The 24,654-nt window shown below is 74.1% G+C and carries 3 protein-coding genes; all 3 read left to right on the top strand.

Going from position 1 to position 24,654, the window contains the following annotated elements:
• Entirely contained in the window at nt 1–16,893 is a 16,893-nt protein-coding gene (locus ACWC91_RS39455) for an SDR family NAD(P)-dependent oxidoreductase (protein WP_450726270.1), read from the top strand.
• 52 nt (nt 16,894–16,945) lie between these two features.
• Complete coding sequence (locus tag ACWC91_RS39460; RefSeq protein ID WP_450644394.1) at nt 16,946–23,053, top strand: type I polyketide synthase; 6,108 nt, start codon at nt 16,946–16,948, stop codon at nt 23,051–23,053.
• 220 nt (nt 23,054–23,273) lie between these two features.
• On the top strand, nt 23,274–24,464 hold the full coding sequence (locus ACWC91_RS39465) for a cytochrome P450 (protein WP_450644392.1): 1,191 nt from the start codon (nt 23,274–23,276) through the stop codon (nt 24,462–24,464).
• The last annotated feature ends 190 nt before the right edge of the window (nt 24,465–24,654 follow it).

Here is a 24,654-nt window from a genome sequence, read left to right on the forward strand (position 1 = left end):
ATGAACGCCCCCGCTGAGAACGTAGTCGAGGCACTGCGCGCCGCGGTCAAGGAGACCGAGCGGCTGCGACGCCGCAACCGCACGATCGTGGCCGCGGCCCGGGAACCGATCGCCGTGGTCGGCATGGGCTGCCGCTTCCCCGGCGGCGTCGACAACCCGCAGGCCCTGTGGGAGATGGTCGCCGACGGCACCGACGTGATCTCCGGATTCCCGGACGACCGCGGCTGGGACCTGGAGGCGCTGCGCACCAGCGGCACCGACGACCGGGACACCTCCGTCAGCCAGCGCGGCGGGTTCCTCGACTCCATCGCCGGCTTCGACCCCGGCTTCTTCGGGATCTCGCCGCGCGAGGCCGTCACCATGGACCCGCAGCAGCGGCTGCTCCTGGAGACGTCCTGGGAGGCGATCGAGCGCGCCCGCATCGACGCCACCCGGCTGCGCGGCACCCGCACCGGCACGTTCATCGGCACCAACGGGCAGGACTACGCCTACCTGCTGGTGCGGTCCCTCGACGACGCCACCGGCGACGTCGGCACCGGCATAGCCGCCAGCGCCGTCTCCGGCCGGCTGTCGTACACCTTCGGCCTGGAGGGGCCGGCGATCACCGTCGACACCGCCTGCTCCTCCTCGCTGGTCGCGCTGCACCTCGCCGTGCAGTCCCTGCGCAACGGCGAGTGCGCCCTGGCGCTGGCCGGCGGCGTCAACGTGATGTCGACGCCGGGCTCCCTGGTCGAGTTCAGCCGGCAGGGCGGTCTCGCCCGCGACGGCCGGTGCAAGGCGTTCGCCGACTCCGCCGACGGCACCGGCTGGTCGGAGGGCGCGGCCGTGCTCGTCCTGGAGCGTCTCTCCGACGCCCAGCGCAACGGCCACCCCGTGCTCGCCGTCATCCGCGGCTCCGCCGTCAACCAGGACGGCGCCTCCAACGGCTTCACGGCCCCCAACGGCCCCTCCCAGCAGCGCGTCATCACGCAGGCCCTCTCCAACGCGGGCCTGAACACCGGCGACGTCGACGTGGTCGAGGCGCACGGCACCGGCACCCCGCTCGGCGACCCCATCGAGGCCCAGAGCATCCTCGCCACCTACGGCCAGAACCGTGAACAGCCCCTGCTGCTCGGCTCGATCAAGTCGAACATGGGCCACACCCAGGCCGCGTCCGGCGTCGCCGGGATCATGAAGATGGTCATGGCGATGCGCAACGGGGTGCTGCCGAAGACCCTGCACGTCGACCGGCCCTCCACCCACGTCGACTGGACGGCGGGCAAGGTCGAGCTGCTCACCGAGAACCGCCCCTGGCCCACCGCGCCCGACCGCCCCCGCCGCTCCGGCGTCTCCTCCTTCGGCGTCAGCGGCACCAACGCGCACGTCATCGTCGAGCAGGCGCCCGACACCCCCGCCGCCCAGCCGGAAGAGGCACGGGCCGAGCCCCGCACCGCCGGCGTCCTGCCTTGGATGCTCTCGGCGCGCTCCGCCGCCGCCCTGCGCGAGCAGGCCGCCGCCCTCCTCGCCCACCTGGACACCCCCGGCGCCCCCGGCGCACTGGACACCGCGTACTCGCTGGCCACCACCCGCGCGGCCCTGGAACACCGGCTCGCCGTCGTCACCGACGCGGACGGCACCGCCGGCCGCGACGCGCTCACCTCCTGGCTGGCGGGGGACCCCGCCCCGGACGCCCACGAGGGGCAGGCCCTCGGCCGTACCCGCAGCGCCTTCCTGTTCTCCGGGCAGGGTGCCCAGCGCCTCGGCATGGGCCGTGAACTCCACGCCCGCTTCCCGGTGTTCGCCGAAGCACTGGACCGCGTCCTGGACCTGCTCGACGAGGAACTCGGCGCCGGACTGGCCGACATCATCTGGGGTGACGAGGAAGCCCCGCTGAACGAGACGGGCTTCACACAGCCCGCCCTGTTCGCCATCGAGGTCGCCCTCTACCGCCTGGTGGAGTCCTGGGGCGTCACCCCCGACTTCGTCGCCGGCCACTCCATCGGCGAGATCGCCGCCGCGCACGTCGCGGGGGTGTTCTCGCTGGAGGACGCCTGCCGGCTGGTCGCGGCGCGTGCCGGTCTGATGCAGGCGCTGCCGCGTGGCGGTGCCATGGTCGCCGTGGAGGCGACCGAGGACGAGGTGTTGCCGTTGCTCGGCGAGGGTGTCGCCGTCGCCGCGGTCAACGGCCCCACGTCCGTCGTGGTCTCCGGCGAGAAGCAGGCCACTCTCGCGGTCGCCGAGCAGCTCGCCGCGCAGGGTCGCCGTACCAGCCGCCTACGGGTGAGCCACGCCTTCCATTCGCCACTGATGGACCCGATGCTGGAGGAGTTCCGGGCGGTCGCGGAGACGCTCTCGTACGACGAGCCGCGGATCCCGGTCGTCTCCAACCTGACCGGCACGGTCGCCGTCGACGGGCAGTTGACCGACCCGGAGTACTGGGTGCGTCATGTCCGCGAGGCCGTGCGGTTCGCCGACGGCGTCCGCGCGCTCGCCGAGGCCGGCGCCGACGTCCTGCTCGAACTCGGCCCCGACGGTGTGCTCGCCGCCCTGGCCCAGCAGTCCACCACCGCCGTCACCGTCCCGTTCCTGCGCAAGAGCCGCCCCGAGGAGCACAGTGCCGTCACCGCGCTCGCCCGGCTGCACACGGCCGGCGTCACCGTCGACTGGACGGCGTTCCACGACGGCACCGGCGCCCGCACCGCCGAACTGCCCACCTACGCCTTCCAGCACGAGCGCTACTGGCCCAAGGCGACCGCGACCGCCGTCGACGCCACCGGTCTCGGCCTCGCCTCGGCCGACCACCCGCTGCTCGGCGCCGCGATGTCGGTGGCCGGTTCGGACGAACTCCTGCTGACGGGCACCCTGTCGCTCGCCACCCACCCGTGGCTCGCCGACCACAGCGTCGGCGGCACGGTCCTCTTCCCCGGCACCGGCTTCCTGGAGCTGGCCGTCCGCGCCGCCGACCAGGCCGGCTGCGACCGGGTCGAGGAACTGACGATCGCCACGCCGCTCGCACTGCCTTCCACGGGCGCGGTGCAGATGCAGATCTCCGTCGGCGCCGCCGACGAGAACAGCCACCGTGAGCTGCGCTTCTTCACCCGGCCAGGCGAGGACTTCGACGCCGAGTGGACCCAGCACGCCACCGGCCGCATCGGCTCCGGCGAGCACGTCATCGGCTTCGACACCACCGTGTGGCCGCCGCGCGACGCGGAGGCCGTCGACATCGACGGCCTGTTCGAGCGCTATGCCTCCGACGGTTTGGAGTACGGCCCGGTCTTCCGTGGGCTGCGCGGTGCCTGGCGCCAGGACGACACGGTCTACGCCGAGGTCGAGCTGCCCGACTCGGTCGAGGACGCCGGTGCCTTCGGTCTGCACCCGGCGCTTCTGCACGCTGCCCTGCACGGCACCGTCCTCCTGTCCGACGACAGCAGTCCGCTGCCGTTCGCCTGGGAGGGCGTGTCCCTGCACGCGGACGGGGCGAGCACCTTGCGGGTGCGGATCGCCTCGTGCGGTGAGGACGCGGTGCGGATCGCGGCGGTCGACCCGGCAGGTCAGCCGGTCGTCTCCGTGGAGTCGTTGACGCTGCGTGCCGCGGACGCGGGAGCCGGTGCCCAGCCGCGCCGCGATGACGCCAACTCGCTGTTCCGCATCGACTGGACCCCTCGTACGGTCGCCGCCCCGGCCGCTCCCGTCACCTGGGCCGTGCTCGGTGACGACCCCTTCGGTCTGGCCGCCGTGCTCGCCGCGGACTCCGAGGCGGTCGCGGGCGTGCATGCCCCGGCTGCGACGCTTGGGGAGTTGGCCGCCCGGAGCGGGGCCGTACCCGACATGGTCGCGGTGACGGTTCGTAGCGACGTCGATCAACGGCCGCAAGCTGCTCATGAGTTGGTACGTGAGGTGCTGGCTCTGGTGCAGGGGTGGCAGGCCGAGCCTGCCTTTGCCTCCTCCCGACTGGTTCTGGTGACCCGCGGCGCTGTCGCCGACGGCGAGCGCGGTCCGCTCGATCTGGCCGCTGCCCCCGTGTGGGGTCTGGTGCGTTCCGCCCAGTCCGAGAACCCGGGCCGGCTGCTGCTGGCCGATGTCGATGACACGGCTGACTCGCTGGCCCGACTGCCGCTGCTGGCAGGGCTGTTCGACGCGGAGGAGCCGCAGGCCGTCGTCCGTGAGGGCACGGTCCGTGTCGGTCGGCTCGCCCGGCTGGAGACCGGTGACTCTGCCGTTCGGCCGCTGGATCCCGAGGGCACCGTCCTGGTCACCGGTGGCACCGGCGGTCTCGCCTCCGAGCTGGCCCGCCACCTGGCCGCCGAGCACGGCGTCAAGCACCTGCTGCTGACCAGCCGCCGTGGACTTGACGCCCCCGGTGCCCCAGACCTCGTCCAGGCGCTGGCCGACCTGGGTGCCGAGGCCAGGGTCGCCGCCTGTGACGTCGCCGACCGCGACGCCCTCGCCGCGCTGCTCGCCTCCGTCCCGGCCGAGCACCCGCTGACCGCGGTGGTGCACACGGCGGGTGTCCTCGACGACGGCATCCTCGCCTCCCTCACCCCCGACCGCCTCGACACCGTATTGCGGCCGAAGGTCGACGCCACCTGGCACCTGCACGACCTCACCCGTGACCTCGACCTGGCCGCCTTCGTCCTGTACTCCTCGACGGCCGGTGTCATGGGCAGCCCCGGGCAGGCCAACTACGCGGCGGGCAACGCCTTCCTGGACGCCCTCGCCGCCCACCGTCAGGCCCTCGGCCTGCCCGCCACCTCGCTCGCCTGGGGCGCCTGGGAACAAGGCGTCGGCATGACCGGCCGGTTGAGTGGCCAGGACGCCCGCCGGATCAGTGACGCCGGTGGGATGCCGCTGCTGTCCGTCGAGCGGGGCCTGGCCCTGTATGACGCCGCCATGCTCGCCGGCGAACCGCTCGTGGTGCCGCTCGGTCTGGGCGGCGGTGGCCCGTTGCCCGCCGGTGTCGGCGTCCCCGCGATCCTGCGCGGACTCGTCCGCACCGGTGGGCGCCGGGCCCGGGCGGCCACCGCCGCGGTCGCCCGAGCCGGACTCGCCGAGCGTCTCGCCGCTCTGCCCGAGGAGCAGCGGCGGCCGTTCGTCGTCGACCTGGTGCGTGCCGAGGCAGCCGCGGTTCTGGGCCACGGTTCCGCCGACGCCGTCGACGCCCGCCGCGAGTTCCGCGGTCTCGGCTTCGACTCGCTCACCGCGATCGAGCTGCGCAACCGGCTCGGCAAGGCAACGGGTCTCACTCTGCCCGCCACGCTCGTCTTCGACTACCCGACGCCCGAGCAGCTCGCCGACCATCTCCTGGACGAACTGCTGGGCGCCGACGCCGTCGAGGTCTTCGCCGCCCCGGAAAGCGCCGCCGACGTGACGGACGATCCTGTCGTCATCGTCGGGATGGGCTGCCGCTTCCCGGGCGGTGTCGGGACGCCCGAGGAACTGTGGGACCTCCTGGCGTCCGGAACCGACGCCATCACCGGCTTCCCCGCCGACCGTGAGTGGGAGTCGTCGAGGCTCGTCGGCGGTGAGGCCGGTGCGGTGTCCGGACAGGGCGGATTCCTGAGCGACATCGCCGGCTTCGACGCCGGGTTCTTCGGTATCTCGCCGCGCGAGGCCCTGGCCATGGACCCGCAGCAGCGCATCCTGCTCGAAGTCACCTGGGAGGCCGTCGAGCGCGCCGGTGTCGACCCGGCCACCCTGCGCGGAAGCCGCACGGGTGTCTTCATGGGAGTCAACGGCCAGGACTACTCCGGTCTGGTCATGGGGTCCCGCGACGACGTCGCCGGCCACGCCACCGCCGGTCTGGCCGTCAGCGTGGTCTCCGGCCGCCTCTCCTACGCACTCGGCCTGGAGGGCCCCGCCCTGTCCGTCGACACGGCCTGCTCCTCGTCGCTGGTGTCCCTGCATCTCGCCGCGCAGGCGCTGCGGTCGGGTGAGTGCAGCATGGCGCTGGTGGGTGGTGTCACCGTGATGACCACCCCGGCCAACTTCGCCGGGTTCTCCCGGATGGGCGGACTGGCCCAGGACGGCCGCTGCAAGGCGTTCTCCGACTCCGCCGACGGCACCGGCTGGGCCGAGGGCGCGGCGGTCTTCGTCGTCGAGCGTCTCTCCGACGCCCGTCGCGCCGGACACCGCGTGCTTGCCGTGGTGCGTGGCTCCGCAGTCAACCAGGACGGCGCCTCCAACGGCCTCACGGCCCCCAACGGCCCCTCCCAGCAGCGGGTGATCCGGCAGGCGCTGGCCAACGCGGGCCTGCGGCCCGGCGACGTCGACGCCGTCGAGGCGCACGGCACCGGCACCCCGCTCGGCGACCCGATCGAGGCGCAGGCCCTGCTCGCCACCTACGGCAGCGACCGGGACCCGCAGCAGCCGCTGCTGCTCGGCTCGGTGAAGTCCAACATCGGCCACACCCAGGCCGCGGCCGGTGCCGCCGGGCTCGTCAAGATGGTCATGGCGATGCGCAACGGCAGGCTCCCGCGCACGCTGCACGTCACCGAGCCGTCCTCGCACGTCGACTGGTCTCTGGGTGCGGTGCGGCTGCTCACCGAGGAGACCGACTGGCCGGAGACGGGACGGGCGCGTCGGGCCGGTGTGTCGTCGTTCGGCATCAGCGGCACCAACGCCCACGTCATTCTCGAGGGCGCCCCCGATGAGCCGGTGCCCGTGCCGGCTGCCGACCGTCCGGTGCCCGGCGCGCTCGCCTGGCCCATCTCGGCGAAGTCCGGGGCCGCGCTCGACGCCCAGGTGGAGCGGCTGCGGGAGTCCGCCGACGCGCTGCCCGCGCTCGACACCGCGTACACCCTGGCCACCGGCCGCTCCCACTTCGAGCACCGGGCGGTCCTGCTCGCCGCCGACGGCGCCCTCACCGAGGTCGCCCGTGGCGTCGCCGAACCGCGCCGTACCGCCTTCCTGTTCTCCGGGCAGGGTGCCCAGCGCCTCGGCATGGGCCGTGAACTCCACGCCCGCTTCCCGGTGTTCACCGAAGCGTTCGACTCCGTCGCCGCTCTCCTGGAGACCGGGAAGGGCGCATCCGTCCGCGACGTGATGTGGGGCACCGACGAAACCGCCCTGAACGCCACCGCGTTCACCCAGCCCGCGCTCTTCGCGGTCGAGGTCGCCCTCTACCGTCTGCTGGAGTCCTGGGGTGTCACCCCTGACTTCGTGGCCGGTCACTCGGTCGGTGAGATCGCCGCCGCCCACGTCGCCGGGGTGTTCTCGCTGGAGGACGCCTGCCGGCTGGTCGCGGCGCGTGCCGGTCTGATGCAGGCGCTGCCGCGTGGCGGTGCCATGGTGGCAGTGGAGGCGACCGAGGACGAGGTGCTGCCGCTGCTCACCGAGGGTGTCGCCGTGGCGGCGGTCAACGGTCCGACCTCCGTCGTCGTCTCCGGCGAGGAGCAGGCCACTCTCGCGGTCGCGGAGCAGCTTGCCGCGCGGGGTCGCCGTACCAGCCGCCTTCGGGTGAGCCACGCGTTCCACTCGTCGCTGATGGACCCGATGCTGGAGGAGTTCCGTGCGGTCGCGGAGACGCTCTCGTACGACGAGCCGCGGATCCCGGTCGTGTCCAACCTGACGGGCGAGGTCGCCTCCACGGGCACGCACACCCAGGCCGGCTACTGGGTGCGTCATGTCCGTGAGGCCGTGCGGTTCGCCGACGGTGTCCGCGCGCTCGCCGGCCGGGGTGTCACCGCCTTCCTGGAGGTCGGTCCCGACGGAGTGCTCTCGGCGCTCGCCGCCGCCTCCCTGCCCGACACCGGCACGGTCGTCGTGCCGGCGCTGCGCAAGGACCGCGACGAGACCGTGTCCGTCCTCAGCGGCGTCGCCCGACTGCATGTCACCGGTGTCGACGTCGACTGGTCGGCCCCGCTGTCCGGCACCGGCGCCCGCATCGCCGAACTGCCCACCTACGCCTTCCAGCACGAGCGTTACTGGCCCAAGGCGGCCCCTGCCGCCCTGGACGCCTCCGGCCTCGGTCTGGCCTCGGCCGACCACCCGCTGCTCGGTGCCGCCATGTCGGTGGCCGGTTCCGGCGAACTCCTGCTGACCGGCTCCCTGTCGGCCGCCACCCATCCGTGGCTCGCCGACCACGTCGTCGGCGGCATGATCTTCTTCCCCGGTACCGGCTTCCTGGAGCTGGCCGTCCGCGCCGCCGACCAGGCCGGCTGCGACCGGGTCGAGGAGCTGATGATCGCCGCGCCGCTGGTACTCCCCGCCACGGGTGCCGTGCAGGTGCAGATCTCCGTCGGCGCCGCCGACGAGGACGGCTCGCGCGAACTGCGGTTCTTCACCCGGCCCGGCGAGGACTTCGACGCCGAGTGGACCCAGCACGCCACCGGCCGCATCGGGTCCGGTGAGCAGGTCATCGGCTTCGACACCGCCGTGTGGCCGCCGCGTGACGCGGAGGCCGTCGACATCGAGGGCATGTTCGAGCGCTACGCCGCCGACGGTTTGGAGTACGGTCCGGTCTTCCGTGGACTGCGTGCCGTGTGGCGCCAGGACGACACGGTCTACGCCGAGGTCGCACTGCCCGACTCGGTCGAGGACGCCGACGCTTTCGGTCTGCACCCGGCGCTCTTCGACGCCGCCCTGCACAGCACGGTCTTCCTGTCCGCCGAGGGCGACGACCGCAGCCTGCTCCCGTTCGCCTGGGAGGGCGTGTCCCTGCACGCGGACGGGGCGAGCACCTTGCGGGTGCGGATCGCCTCGTGCGGTGAGGACGCGGTGCGGATCGCGGCGGTCGACCCGGGGGGCCAACCCGTAGTCTCCGTGGAGTCGTTGACGCTGCGTGCCGCAGGTCCGGAAGCCGGTGCCGAGCCGCGCCGTGACGACGCCAACTCTCTGCTCCGAATCGAGTGGACTCCCCGTACGGTCGCCGCCCCGGCCGCTCCCGCCACCTGGGCGGTGCTCGGTGACGACCCCTTCGGTCTGGCCGCCGTGCTCGCCGCGGACTCCGAGGCGGTCGCGGGCGTGCATGCCCCGGCTGCCACGCTTGAGGAACTGGCCGCCCGGAGCGGGGCCGTACCCGACATGGTCGCGGTGACGGTCCGTGGCGGCCTCGACCAACGACCTGAAGACGCCCACGCGTTGGCTCTTCACGTGCTGGCTCTGGTGCAGGAGTGGCTGGCCGAGTCCGCTTTCGCCTCCTCCCGGCTCGTCGTGGTCACCCGGAACGCCGTCGCTGACGGCGAGCGCGGTCCGCTCGATCTGGCCGCTGCCCCCGTGTGGGGTCTGGTGCGTTCCGCCCAGTCCGAGAACCCGGGCCGGCTGCTGCTGGCCGATGTCGATGACACGGCCGAGTCCATGGCCCGACTTCCGCTGCTGGCAGGGCTGTTCGACGCGGAGGAACCGCAGGCGCAGGTCCGTGAGGGCACCGTTCGTGTCGGTCGGCTCGCCCGGCTGGAGTCCGGTTCCTCTCTCGTTCCGCCGCCCGGGACGCCGTGGCGGTTGGGCAGCCGCGTCAAGGGCAGCCTCGACGGTCTCGCCCTGCTGCCGCATCCGGAGGCCCTGGAACCGCTCGTCGGCCGGCAGGTGCGCATCGGGATCCGTGCCGCGGGCCTCAACTTCCGCGACGTGCTCAACGCTCTCGGCATGTACCCCGGTGAGGCGGGACTGTTCGGCTCCGAAGCCGCCGGTGTCGTGACCGAGGTCGGTCCGGACGTCACCGAACTGGCCCCCGGCGACCGGGTCATGGGCATGGTGTTCGGCGGGTTCGGTCCGTCGGGCGCTGCCGATGAGCGACTGCTGACCCGCGTCCCCGACGACTGGTCCTGGGAGACCGCGTCGTCCGTGCCACTGGTGTTCCTCACCGCCTACTACGCGCTGAAGGACCTCGCCGGTCTGAAGGCGGGCGAGAAGGTCCTGATCCATGCCGGTGCCGGTGGTGTCGGTATGGCGGCGATCCAGATCGCCCGTCACCTCGGTGCGGAGGTCTTCGCGACGGCCGGCGAGGGCAAGTGGGATGTGCTGCGCTCCCTGGGGGTCGCCGACGACCACATCGCCTCCTCGCGCACCCTCGACTTCGAGGCGGCGTTCGCCGAGGTCGCGGGGGACAAGGGTCTCGATGTCGTCCTGAACGCCCTGGCCGGCGAGTTCGTCGACGCGTCGATGCGGCTGCTCGGCACGGGCGGCCGGTTCCTGGAGATGGGCAAGACCGACATCCGGGACGCCGACTCCGCCTCGGACGGCATCACCTACCGGTTCTTCGACCTGGGCATGGTCGACTCCGACCACATCCAGCAGATGCTGCTCGACCTGGTCGGCCTCTTCGAGCAGGACGTACTGTCCCCGCTGCCGGTCCGCGCCTGGGACGTCCGCCGCTCCCGTGAGGCCTTCCGCTTCATGAGCATGGCCAAGCACATCGGCAAGATCGTGCTGACCATGCCCCGGCCGCTGGATCCCGAGGGCACCGTCCTGGTCACCGGTGGCACCGGCGGTCTCGCCTCCGAGCTGGCCCGCCACCTGGCCGCCGAGCGCGGCGTCAAGCACCTGCTGCTGACCAGCCGCCGTGGACTTGACGCCCCCGGTGCCTCAGACCTCGTCCAGGCGCTGGCCGACCTGGGTGCCGAGGCCAGGGTCGCCGCCTGTGACGTCGCCGACCGCGACGCCCTCGCCGCGCTGCTCGCCTCCGTTCCGGCCGAGCACCCGCTGACCGCGGTGGTGCACACGGCGGGTGTCCTCGACGACGGCATCCTCGCCTCCCTCACCCCCGACCGCCTCGACACCGTGCTGCGGCCGAAGGTCGACGCCGCCTGGCACCTGCACGACCTCACCCGCGACCTCGACCTGGCCGCCTTCGTCCTGTACTCCTCGACCTCCGGCGTCTTCGGCAGCCCCGGGCAGGCCAACTACGCCGCGGGCAACACCTTCCTGGACGCCCTCGCCGCCCACCGTCAGGCCCACGGCCTGCCCGCCACCTCGCTCGCCTGGAACGCCTGGGAGCAAGGCAGCGGCATGACGAGCGGACTGAGCGACGAGGACATGCGCCGCATCAACGACAACAGCGGCATGCCGCTGCTGTCCGTCGAGCGGGGCCTGGCCCTGTACGACGCCGCCACGCTCGCCGACGAACCGCTCGTCGTGCCGCTGGGCCTGGGCGGTGGCGGCTCGCTGCCCCCCGGCATGAGCGTCCCCGCGATCCTGCGCGGACTGGTCCGCACCGGCGGACGCCGGGCACGGGCCGGCACCGCCGCGGTCGCCCGCGCCGGACTCGCCGAGCGTCTCGCCGTTCTGCCCGAGGAGCAGCGCCTGCCGTTCCTGGTCGACCTGGTGCGTGCCGAGGCAGCCGCGGTTCTGGGCCACGGTTCCGCCGACGCGGTGGACGCCCGCCGCGAGTTCCGCGGTCTCGGCTTCGACTCGCTCACCGCGATCGAGCTGCGCAACCGGCTCGGCAAGGCCTCCGGCCTCACCCTGACCGCCACGCTCGTCTTCGACTACCCGACACCCCAGCAGCTCGCCGAGTACCTCCACGACGAACTGCTCGGCGCCGACGCCGCGGAGGCCTTCACCGCCCATCAGATGGCTGCCGCCGCGTCCGACGACGACCCCGTGGTCATCGTCGGCATGGGCTGCCGCTTCCCGGGCGGTGTCGGATCGCCCGAGGAACTGTGGGACCTCGTGGCGTCCGGAACCGACGCCATCACCGGCTTCCCCGCAGACCGTCAGTGGGAGTCGTCGACGATCGGCGGCGAGCTGGGCGACCTGTCCGGGCAGGGCGGCTTCCTGAGCGACATCGCCGGCTTCGACGCCGACTTCTTCGGCATCGCGCCGCGCGAGGCCCTGGCCATGGACCCGCAACAGCGCATCCTGCTCGAAGTCACCTGGGAGGCCGTGGAGCGCGCCGGACTGGACCCGACCGCCCTGCGCGGATCCCGTACCGGTGTCTTCATGGGCGTCAGCGGCCAGGACTACTCCGGTCTGGTCATGCGCTCCCGCGACGACATCGCGAGCCACGCCACCACCGGTCTCGCCGTCAGCGTCGTCTCCGGCCGACTCTCCTACACGCTCGGCCTGGAGGGCCCCGCCCTCTCGGTCGACACCGCCTGCTCCTCCTCGCTGGTGTCCCTGCACCTCGCCGCCCAGGCACTGCGGGCGGGGGAGTGCGTCATGGCGCTGGCCGGCGGTGTCACCGTCATGACCACCCCCGCCAACTTCGCCGGGTTCACCAAGATGGGCGGACTGGCCCAGGACGGCCGCTGCAAGGCGTTCTCCGACTCCGCCGACGGCACCGGCTGGTCCGAGGGCGCGGCGGTGCTCGTCCTGGAACGCCTCTCCGCCGCCCGCCGCGCCGGACACCGGGTGCTCGCCGTGGTCCGAGGCTCCGCCGTCAACCAGGACGGTGCCTCCAACGGCCTGACCGCCCCCAACGGCCCCTCCCAGCAGCGGGTGATCCGGCAGGCGCTGGCCAACGCGGGCCTGCGGCCCGGCGATGTCGACGCCGTCGAGGCGCACGGCACCGGCACCCCGCTCGGCGACCCGATCGAGGCCCAGGCCCTGATCGCCACCTACGGCTCCGACCGCGACCCGCAGCAGCCGCTGCTGCTCGGCTCGGTGAAGTCCAACATCGGCCACACCCAGTCCGCGGCCGGCGCCGCCGGACTCGTCAAGATGGTCATGGCGATGCACCAGGGCACGCTCCCGCGCACCCTGCATGTCACCGAGCCGTCCACCCATGTCGACTGGTCCCTGGGCGCCGTCCGGCTGCTCACCGAGGAGACCGACTGGCCGGAGACGGGTCGGGTCCGCCGGGCCGGTGTGTCGTCGTTCGGCATCAGCGGCACCAACGCCCACGTCATCCTGGAAGACGCTCCCGAGCCCGCCGCGGACGAGCGCCCCGCCGAGGACACCGCGACCCCCGCCGTCACCCCGTGGGTCGTCTCGGCCCGCTCCGAGCAGGCGCTCGACGCCCAACTGGAGCGGCTGCGCGCCCATGCCGCCGCACATCCGGAGGCGTCCCGCGCCGACATCGGCCTGTCCCTCGTGACGAGCCGGTCCTCCTTCGAGCACCGGGCCGTCCTGCTGGCGGGCCCCGACGGCGTCACCGAAGCCGCGCGCGCCGAGGCCGGCGCCGCACGTACACCTGCGTTCCTGTTCTCCGGGCAGGGCGCCCAGCGCCTCGGCATGGGCCGTGAACTGCACGCCCGGTTCCCGGTGTTCGCCGGGGCCCTGGACACCGTGCTGGACCTGCTCCAGGCCGAACTCGGCTTCTCCCTGAGGGAGATCATGTGGGGCGACGACCCGGAACAGCTCAACCGCACCCGCTGCACCCAGCCCGCGCTGTTCGCGGTCGAGGTCGCCCTGTTCCGCCTGGTGGCGTCCTGGGGTGTCACCCCTGACTTCGTGGCCGGTCACTCGGTCGGTGAGATCGCGGCCGCGCATGTCGCGGGGGTGTTCTCGCTGGAGGACGCCTGCCGACTGGTCGCCGCGCGTGCCCGGCTCATGGACGCGCTGCCCGAGGGCGGCGCCATGGCCGCCGTCGAGGCCACCGAGGACGAGGTCCTGCCGCTGCTCGCCGAGGGCGTCGCCGTCGCCGCCGTCAACGGCCCCACCTCCGTCGTCGTCTCCGGCCCCGAGGACGGCGTCGACCAGCTCGTCGCCCTCCTGGAGTCGGACGGCCGCCGCACCACCCGCCTGCGCGTCAGCCACGCGTTCCACTCGTCGCTGATGGACCCGATGCTGGAGGAGTTCCGTGCGGTCGCGGAGACGCTCTCGTACGACGAGCCGCGGATCCCGGTCGTGTCCAACCTGACGGGCGAGGTCGCCTCCACGGGCACGCACACCCAGGCCGGCTACTGGGTGCGTCATGTCCGTGAGGCCGTGCGGTTCGCCGACGGTGTCCGCGCGCTCGCCGACCGGGGTGTCACCGCCTTCCTGGAGGTCGGTCCCGACGGAGTGCTCTCGGCGCTCGCCGCCGCCTCCCTGCCCGACACCGGCACCGTCGTCGTGCCGGCGCTGCGCAACGACCGCGACGAGACCGTGTCCGTCCTCACCGCCCTGGCCCGGCTGCACACCGCCGGCCTGGACACCGACTGGAGCGCCTTCTTCGCCGGCACCGGCGCACGCATCATCGAACTGCCCACGTACGCCTTCCAGGGCACCCGCTTCTGGCCCGACACCACCGCCGCTCCCGGCGACGCGGGCGGACTGGGCCTGGACGCCGGAGGGCACCCGCTGCTCACCGCCGCCACGGCGGTCGCCGGCTCGGACGAGACGCTGCTCAGCGGACGCCTGTCCGCCGTCGCACAGCCCTGGCTCACCGGCCGCGCAAGCGACGGCGCCACCACCCTGCCCACCGCGGTCCTCGCCGAACTCGCGCTGCACGCCGCCGAGGCCTGCGACCGCACGACCGTCGAGAACCTCACCGTCGGCGCGCCCCTGACGCTCACCGGGAACCGCCCCCAGCGCCTCCAGGTCCTGGTGGGCGCCCCCGACGGGACCGGCCGGCGCACCCTCGCCGTGCACACCCGCGCCGACGGCGACGGCGCCCCGTGGATCGAACGGGCCACCGCGACGCTCACCGACGCGCCCGCCGCCCCTGCCGCGACCGACACCGTATGGCCGCCCGCGGACGCCACCCCGGTCGACGACCTGCCCGAACCCACCGGCGCGGCCGTGCTGCGCGCCGCCTGGAGGCGCGGCGGGGACCTCTTCGCCGAGGTCGAGATCACCGAACAGAGCCCGGCCGAGCAGGCGTTCGCGCTGCACCCGGCGCTCCTGGACACCGCGGTCCGCGCCGCCGTCCTCCTCGACGGAGACGGAGACGGCGACGACACCCTCGACGCCGTCGCCTGGGACGGGCTCGTCCTGCACGCCGCGCACCCCGTCGTCCTGCGGGTACGGCTCACCGCCACCGGCGACGACACCCGGGTGCTGGAGGCGACCGACCCGCAGGGCGGCCCCGTGCTGTCGGTGGCCTCGCTCACCCTGGGCGCCACCACCGCCGAACCCCGCACGGACGCCACCGCCGCGGACGACGCCGCGCTGCTCACCCTGGACTGGGTCGCGCCCGCCCCGGCCCCGCGCCCCGGCGACCGCGGACCGTGGACCGTGCTCGGCGACGGGCTGCCCGGCCTGGACACCGCGCTCGCCGCGGCGGACGGCGTCCTCGCCGGCCGCGCGCACTCGCTCACCGAACTGCTGGACAGCGGGGCACCCCTGCCGTCGCTGACGCTCCTGCCGGTCGAGGGCGGCCCCGCCGCCGGGTACGACCTGCCCGCCGCGGTCCGCTCCGCCACCGTGCCGGTGCTCGACCTGCTGCGCCGCTGGACCTCCGACCCCCGCACCGCGGACTCCCGCCTCGCGATCGTCACCCGTGGCGCCGTCGCGGCCGGCCGGGAGGACGTGACCGACCTGGCGGCGGCAGCCGTCTGGGGCCTGGTCCGCTCCGCCCAGTCCGAGAACCCGGGCAGCTTCCTGCTCCTGGACCTCGACCCGGCCGACGGCGCCGACACGACCGACGCCGCCGTGCTGGCCTCGCTGCCCGCCCTGTTCGACGCGGGCGAGACCCAGGCCGCCGTCCGGGGCGGCGCGATCACCGTCGCCCGTCTCACCCGCGCCGAGTCCACGCCCGCCCCGGCCGCCGACCAGGTCCGTGCCTGGGACCGCGACGGCACCGTGCTGATCACCGGCGGCACCGGCGGCCTCGGCGCCGTACTGGCCCGCCACCTCGTCACCGGCCACGGCATCAAGCACCTGCTGCTGGCCGGCCGTCGCGGACCCGACGCGCCCGGGGCCACCGCCCTGAGCGAGGAACTCTCCGCGCTGGGCGCCGAGGTCACCGTACGGGCCTGCGACGTCTCCGACCGGTCCGCCGTCGACGCGCTGCTCGCCGGGCTGCCGCCCGAGCACCCGCTGACCGCGGTCGTGCACACGGCGGGCGTCCTCGACGACGCCACGATCGGCACGCTCACCGCCGACCGGCTCGACACCGTGCTGCGGCCCAAGGCGGACGCCGCCTGGCACCTGCACGAGGCGACCCGGGCCCTGCCGCTCGCCGGATTCGTCCTGTACTCCTCCGTGGCCGGCGTCACCGGTGGCCCCGGACAGGGCAACTACGCCGCCGCCAACACGTTCCTCGACGCGCTCGCCGCGCACCGCGCTGCCCAGGGCCTGCCCGCCCTGTCGCTGGCCTGGGGACCGTGGGGCCAGGGCGCCGGCATGACCGGCACGCTCACCGACGCCGACATCGAGCGCATGGAGCGCTCCGGGATGCCGCCGCTCACCGAACGCCAGGGTCTCGCCCTGTTCGACGCGGCGAACGGCCAGGACGAGGCACTCGCCGTGGCGATCCGGGTCTCCCGGTCCGCCGCCGCTCCCGAGGCTGGCGACGTCCCCGCGGTGCTGCGCTCCCTGGTCCGCGCCCGGCGCCGCGCGGCGGCCACGGCCGGTGCCGACGGGCTCGCGCGCCGGCTGGCCGGCCTCGGCGCCGAGCAGCGGCACGAGACCTTCGTCGGCCTGGTCCGCCAGGAGACGGCCGGGGTGCTCGGTCACTCCGGTGCCGAAGCGGTCCCCGCCGACCGGGACTTCAGCCGGCTGGGCTTCGACTCGCTGATGGCGGTCGAGCTGCGCACCCGGCTCTCCGCGGCCACCGGCGTTCGGCTGCCGTCCACGCTCGTCTTCGACCACCCGACGCCGACCGCCGTCGCCCGGCACCTGGCCGGCTCCCTGGCGGGCGGAGACCGGAGCGGCACCGCCGCTTCTCCGCTGGCGACGCTCGACCGGCTGGAGGCGGAACTGTCCGCCGACGGCATGGACGAGGCCACCCGCCGCGGGGTCGCGGGCCGGCTCCAGCGTCTGCTGGCCGCCTGGGACGGCACCGGCCCGGACGGGGACGGACCGGCCGTCGGCGAACGGATCGAGGCGGCGAGCGCCGAGGAGATCTTCGCCTTCATCGACAACGAACTCGGCCGGTCGTCGAACTCCTGACCCGGGCCCACCCAGACTACGCGCGAAACATTTTGAGGAAGGTTCACGGACGATGCCGGACGAAAGAAAGCTCGTCGATTACCTGAAGTGGGTCACGGCGGATCTCCACCAGACCCGCAGACGCCTCCAGGAAGCCGAGGCGGGCCGCCACGAGCCCGTGGCGATCGTCGGCATGGCCTGCCGCTTCCCGGGCGGTGTGCGATCCCCGGAGGACCTCTGGGAGATGCTGGCCGACGGCCGTGACGCCATCGGCGGGTTCCCGGCCGACCGCGGCTGGGACCTGGAGACGCTGGCCGGTGACGGAGAGGGCCGCAGCAGCACGCAGAAGGGAGGATTCCTGCACGACGTGGCCGACTTCGACCCGGGCTTCTTCGACATCTCGCCCCGCGAGGCGCTGGCCATGGACCCGCAGCAGCGGCTGCTCCTCGAAACCGCCTGGGAGGCCGTGGAGCGTGCCGGGATCGCCCCCGGCAGCCTGCGCGGCAGCCGCACCGGTGTGTTCGTCGGCACCAACTCGCAGGACTACGCCCATCTCGTCCTCGCCTCCGACGACGACATGGGCGGCTACGCGGGCAACGGCCTGGCCGCCAGCGTGATGTCCGGCCGGCTGTCCTTCGCGCTCGGCTTCGAGGGACCCGCCGTCACGCTCGACACCGCGTGCTCCTCGGCCCTGGTCGCCCTGCACCTGGCCGCCCAGTCCGTACGCTCCGGCGAGGCCGACCTCGCGCTGGCCGGCGGTGTCACCGTCATGACCACCTCCTCCAGCTTCGTCGGCTTCAGCCTCCAGGGCGGCCTCGCCGCGGACGGCCGCTGCAAGGCGTTCGCCGACTCCGCCGACGGCACCGGCTGGTCCGAGGGCGTCGGCATGATCCTCGTCGAGCGGCTCTCCGAGGCCCGGCGCAAGGGCCACCCGGTGCTCGCCGTGCTGCGCGGCTCCGCCGTGAACCAGGACGGCGCCTCCAACGGCCTCAGCGCCCCCAACGGGCCCGCCCAGCAGCGCGTCATCCGCGACGCGCTGGCCTCCGCCGGGCTCTCGCCCGCCGACGTCGACGCCGTCGAGGCGCACGGCACCGGCACCACCCTCGGCGACCCCATCGAGGCACAGGCCCTGCTCGCCACCTACGGCCAGGACCGCGACGTGAGCCGCCCGCTGCGCCTCGGCACCGTGAAGTCCAACATCGGCCACACCCAGGCCGCCGCCGGCGCCGCGGGCGTCATCAAGATGGTGCTGGCCCTGCGGCACGGGCTGCTGCCCCGCACCCTGCACGTCGACGCGCCCTCCACGCACGTCGACTGGGACGCCGGTCACGTCAGCCTGCTCACCGAGGCCACCCCCTGGCCCGAGGGCGAGCAGGTGCGCCGGGCCGGTGTGTCGTCCTTCGGCATCAGCGGCACCAACGCCCACGTCATCCTCGAAGAGGCCCCCGCGGCCGAGGAGGAGGACACCGACGCCGGGCCGCGGCCCGTGCCGGTCGTCCCGCGCGCCGTCCCGTGGCCCGTGTCGGCCCGTACCGCCGCCGCCCTCGGCGCCCAGCTGGAGCGGGTACGGCCGCTCGCCGCGTCCGGCGCCGACCCCGTCGCCGTCGGCCACGCGCTGGCCGTCACCCGCACCCCCTTCGAACACCGGGCGCTGCTCGTCGCCGCGGACGGCGGGCTCACCGAGGCCGCACGCGGCACCGTCCCGTCCGGCGACCGCCCCGGCCTCGCCGTCCTGTTCTCCGGGCAGGGCGCCCAGCGCCTCGGTATGGGCCGTGAACTCCACGCCCGCTTCCCGGTGTTCGCCGCAGCCCTGGACGAGACCCTCGCCCTGCTCGACGAGCGCCTCGGCCACTCGCTGCGCGACGTCATGTGGGGCGAGGACCCCGCGGCCCTCGACGACACCGGCCACACCCAGCCCGCGCTGTTCGCCGTGGAGGTCGCCCTCTACCGGCTGTTCGCCTCCTGGGGTCTGCGCCCCGACCACCTCGCCGGACACTCCGTCGGAGAGATCGCCGCCGTGCACGCGGCCGGCGCGCTGTCCCTGGAGGACGCCTGCACGCTGGTCGCCGCCCGCGCCGGCCTGATGCGGGACCTGCCGGCCGGCGGCGCCATGGTCGCGCTGCGCGCCACCGAGGCAGAGGTGCGGTCGCTCCTTGACGAGCGGGTCTCGCTCGCCGCGGTCAACGGCCCCGAGTCCGTGGTGGTCTCCGGCGCCGAGGACGCCGTCCTCGCCATCGCCGACCACTTCCGGGAGCAGGGCCGGCGCACCGCGCGGCTCTCCGTGAGCCACGCCTTCCACTCGCCGCTCGTCGACCCGATGCTCGACGCGTTCCGGGACGTCGTCGCGAAGCTCACCTTCGGCGAGCCGTCGGTCCCCGTCGTCTCCACCCTCACCGGCGACGTCGTCACCGCCGAGGAACTGGCCACGCCGCACTACTGGGTGTGCCACGCCCGCCAGGCCGTCCGCTTCGCCGACGCCGTGCGCACCCTCGTCGACGAGGGCGTACGGACCTTCCTCGAACTCGGCCCGGACGGCGTGCTGTCCGCGCTCGTCGGCGAGAACACACGGGCCACCGACGTCACCGCTGTGCCCGCGCTGCGCAAGGACCAGCCGGAGGAGGCCGCCGCGCTCGGCGCGCTCGGCACCCTGTGGACCCGGGGCAACGGGGCCGACTGGGACGCCGTGTTCGAGGGCACCCTCCCCGCGCGTCCGGCCCCCGTGGACCTGCCGACGTACGCCTTCCAGCGCGGCCGGTACTGGCCGACCGTGCGCGCCCGCTCCGGCGACCCCGCCGGACTGGGCCTCGGCGCCGCCGCGCATCCGCTGCTCGCCGCCACCGTCGCGCTGGCCGACGCCGACGAGTCCGTCCTCACCGGACGCCTCTCGCCGCTGACTCACCCCTGGCTCGCCGAGCACCGCGTCGACGGCCGGATCACCGTCCCCGGCGCGGCCTTCGTGGAGATCGCGGTCCGCGCGGGCGACGAGAACGGCACCCCGCGCCTGGACCGGCTCGACCTGCTCGCACCGCTGACCCTAGGCGACCGCGACGCGGTCCTGCTCCAGGTGCGGGTCGGTCCCGCGGACTCCTCAGGACACCGGCCGCTCTCCGTGCATGCCCGCCCGGCGACCTCGGACGACGCTCCCTGGACCACGTACGCCCGTGGTGTTCTCGCCCCCGACGAGCGCGCCGAGGACATCGCCGCGGAGCTCGTCCAGTGGCCGCCCGCCGACGCCCGCCAAGTCCCGCTCACGGAGCTGGAGTCCGACGGGCTTACCCTCGGCCCGCTCTTCAGCGGCCTGACCGGGGTGTGGCGGCACGAGGGCGAGGTGTTCGCCGAGGCCGAGCTGCCCGCAGGCCCCGACAGCGGCTTCGGACTGCACCCCGCGCTGCTGTCCACCGCCCTGCGCGCCGCCGCCCTCGACGGCGCCACGGCGGGCGAGCCGGCCGGCTTCGACGGGCTCACGCTGCACGCCACCGGCGCCACCGCGCTGCGCGTACGGCTGAGCACCACCGGGCCCGACACGGTCGCCCTCACCGCCGTCGACCCCGCGGGCAACCCCGTCCTGACCGCCGAGACCGTGCGCCTGGGCACCCCGGACGGCGCCGCCGGGAACCCGGCCGCCACCGGCCGGGGCGACCTGTTCGCGCTGAAGTGGGTACCCGTCAAGGCCCCCGCCCGCGCCACCGGCACCCGCTGGGCCGTCGTCGGCTCCGACGAACTCGACCTCGGCTACGCCATGCACCGCGCCGACGAGACCGTCACCGCCTACGCGGAGTCGCTGGGCGGCGCCATCGGCGACAGCGGTGTCGCGCCCGACGTGTTCCTGATCCCGCTCGTGGGGGAGAAGGACTCCGGAGCGGACGGGGTGCGCGCCCTCACCACCCGGGTCCTCGGACACCTCCAGGAGTGGCTGTCCGAGCCTCGGCTCGCGGGCACCCGCCTCGTCTTCGTCACCCGCCACGCCGTCGCCCTCGACGACGAGGACGTGCTCGACCCGGCCGGCGCGGCCGTCTGGGGCCTGGTGCGCTCCGCGCAGACCGAGAACCCCGGGAGCCTGCTGCTCGTCGACCTCGACGACACGTTCCTGTCCGCCGGCGTACTGCCCGACGTGCTGACGCTCGACGAGCAGCAACTCGCGGTCCGCGACTACCAGGTGCGCGCCGCCCGGCTCGCCCGGCTGCCGCGCACGGCCGACGCCGCCCCCGCCGCCCCCGGCTGGAACCCCGACGGCACCGTCCTGATCACCGGCGGCACCGGCGGCCTCGGAGCAGTGCTCGCCCGGCACCTGGTCACCGCCCGGGGCGCCCGGCACCTGCTGCTGGCGAGCCGCCGCGGCCCGCAGGCGCCCGGCGCGGCCGAACTGGTCGCCGAGCTGACCGGACTGGGGGCCCGGGTGACCGTCTCCACCTGCGACGTCGGCGACCGCGACGCGGTCGACGCGCTCGTCGCGTCGGTGCCCGCCGAACACCCGCTGACCGCCGTCGTGCACACCGCGGGTGTCCTGGACGACGCCCTGATCGGCTCGCTCACCCCGGAACAACTGGCCGGTGTGCTGCGCCCCAAGGCCGACGCGGCCCTGCACCTGCACGAGGCGACCCTCGGCCGGGACCTCGCCGCGTTCGTGCTGTACTCCTCGATCTCCGGCGTCATCGGCGGCCCCGGCCAGGCCAACTACGCCGCAGCCAACGCGTGCCTCGACGCACTCGCCCAGCGGCGCGTGGCGGCCGGTCTGCCCGCCGTGTCCCTCGCCTGGGGCCCCTGGGGCCGCGGCAGCGGCATGACCAGTCAGATCAGCGACACCGACCTCGGGCGGATGGACCGCGGCGGCACCCCGCCGATGAGCATCGAGGACGGCCTCGCCCTGTTCGACGCCGCCCTCGCCCGCCCCGAGCCGGTGGTCGTGCCCACCCGGATCAACGTCGCCGGACTCCAGGTCCAGCAGTCGCTGCCCGCACTCTGGCGCGACCTGGTGCCGCGCACCCGGCGCACCGCCGCCGCGGACCGCTCGCCCAAGACCGTGCTCGACGGGCTGCGCACGCTCGACACCGCGGGCCGGGAGAGGCTGCTCACCGAGCTGGTCGTCGGCTTCACCGCGGGCCTGCTCGGCCACGCCGACCCCGCCGCCGTCGACCCCGAGCGCGGCTTCCTGGAGCTGGGCTTCGACTCGCTGGTGTCGGTCAGCCTGCGCAACCAGCTCGGCGAACTCCTCGGGCTGCGCCTGCCGACGTCGGTGGTCTTCGACAGCAAGACGCCGGTGAAGCTGGCCCGCCACCTCAACGAGGAACTGGGCGACCTGTCCGCCTCCGGCCCGGCGTCCGGCGCCGCCGTCGCCGGCACCACGGTGCACCCCGACGACACGCTGGTCGGCCTGTTCCACAACGCGGTGCGCGGCGGCAAGCTCGTCGAGGCGATGCGGATGCTGAAGGCCGTCGCCAACACCCGGCCCGCCTTCGAGACGCCCGCGGACCTGGAGGAGCTGTCCGAGGCCGTCACCCTGGCCACCGGCCCCGGCACCCCGCGGCTGATCTTCGTCAGCGCGCCCGGCGCCACCGGCGGTGTCCACCAGTACGCCCGCATCGCCGCCCACTTCCGCGGCAGGCGCCATGTGTCGGCGCTGCCGCTGATGGGGTTCGCCCCCGGCGAGCTGCTGCCCGCCACCAGCGAGGCGGCGGCCCGGATCGTCGCCGAGAGCGTCCTGATGGCGAGCGACGGCGAACCGTTCGTGATGGTGGGCCACTCCACCGGTGGTTCCCTCGCCTACCTCGCGGCCGGTGTCCTTGAGGACACCTGGGGCGTGAAGCCGGAGGCGGTCGTCCTGCTCGACACGGCGTCCATCCGGTACGACCCCTCGGAAGGAAACAACCTCGACCAGACGACCCGCTTCTACCTGGCGGACATCGACTCGCCGTCCGTGACGCTCAACAGCGCCCGGATGTCCGCGATGGCGCACTGGTTCATGCTGATGACGGACATCGACGCACCCGCCACGACCGCCCCCACCCTGCTCCTGCGCGCCACGCAGGCCAACAACGGCTTCAAGCTCGACACCTCGGCGGTGCCGGCCGACGCGGTACAGGACATCGAGGCCGACCATCTGTCCCTGGCCATGGAGCACTCGGCACTGACCGCCGAGGCCATCGAGAACTGGCTCGCCGCACTTCCGGCCGGCGAGGACTGAGCCGGGTCCGGTCGGTGCACGCCGCCCCGGCCGGGTCCTCCCTGTCCCTCCACCGCATCCGGGGCGCCGCCCTCTCCCACGGCGCCGCCCCGGGTGCGACAGCGGCCCCCAGGGCCTCTCGTTCGGATCATGCCGGGCTCCCTGATCCGGCCTGATCCGAACGAAAGACCCCAGCCGGGGACCCGCGCACACCACCACTGCCCCAAGGAGTAGCAGTCCCATGCTCAACCCCACCCCGCCGCCCTCCCTCGAGGACGCCGCCCCCTCGGTGCTCCGCCTCAGCCCGCTGCTGCGCGAGCTCCAGATGCGTGCTCCCGTCACCAAGATCCGCACCCCGGCCGGCGACGAGGGCTGGCTGGTGACCCGGCACGCCGAGCTGAAGCAGCTGCTGCACGACGAGCGCCTGGCCCGTGCGCACGCCGACCCGGCCAACGCGCCCCGCTACGTCAAGAGCCCCTTGATGGACCTGCTCATCATGGACGACATCGAGGCGGCCCGCGCCGCGCACGCCGAGCTGCGCACCCTGCTCACCCCGCAGTTCTCCGCCCGCCGGGTGCTCAACATGATGCCCATGGTGGAGGGGATCGCGGAGCACATCCTGAACGGCTTCGCGGCCCAGGAGCGCCCCGCCGACCTGCGGGGCAACTTCTCGCTGCCGTACTCGCTGACCGTGCTGTGCGCCCTGATCGGCATCCCGCTGCAGGAGCAGGGACAACTGCTGGCGGTGCTGGGCGAGATGGCCACGCTGAACGACGCGGAGAGCGTCGCCACGAGCCAGGCGAAGCTGTTCGGGCTGCTGACCGACCTGGCCGGCCGCAAGCGGGCCGAACCCGGCGACGACGTGATCTCCCGGCTGTGCGAGACGGTCCCGGAGGACGAGCGCATCGGCCCCATCGCCGCGAGCCTGCTCTTCGCCGGCCTCGACAGCGTCGCCACCCATGTCGACCTGGGCGTCGTGCTGTTCACGCAGTACCCGGACCAGCTGAAGGAGGCACTCGCCGACGAGAAGCTGATGAGGAGCGGCGTCGAGGAGATCCTGCGGGCCGCGAAGGCGGGCGGCTCGGGCGCCGCGCTGCCGCGCTACGCCACCGACGACATCGAGATCGCCGACGTCACCATCCGCACCGGCGATCTGGTACTGCTCGACTTCACGCTGGTCAACTTCGACGAGGCGGTCTTCGACGACGCGGACCTCTTCGACATCCGCCGCTCGCCCAACGAGCACCTGACGTTCGGGCACGGCATGTGGCACTGCATCGGGGCCCCGCTGGCCCGGATGATGCTGAGGACCGCCTACACGCAGCTGTTCACCCGGCTGCCCGGCCTGAAGCTGGCCCGCCCGGTGGAGGAGCTCCAGGTGACGTCCGGCCAGCTCAACGGCGGGCTCACCGAACTCCCCGTCACCTGGTGACTCCCCGCCCTCCCCGTGACCGGCGGCGGCCCCCACTGCCTGACGAGTGGGGGCCGCCGCCTTTTCCCTCTGTTCCGTACCGCGGGGCTCTAGTCCCAAGGCCGTGAAGTTATGGGCCTGGCGGGGTTGTCCAGGAGGCCGTAGGCGGTTTCGCCGGACATGAGGAGCGGAGCCCCGGTAGAACTGGCAG

The organism is Streptomyces sp. NPDC001204, from assembly GCF_053598035.1.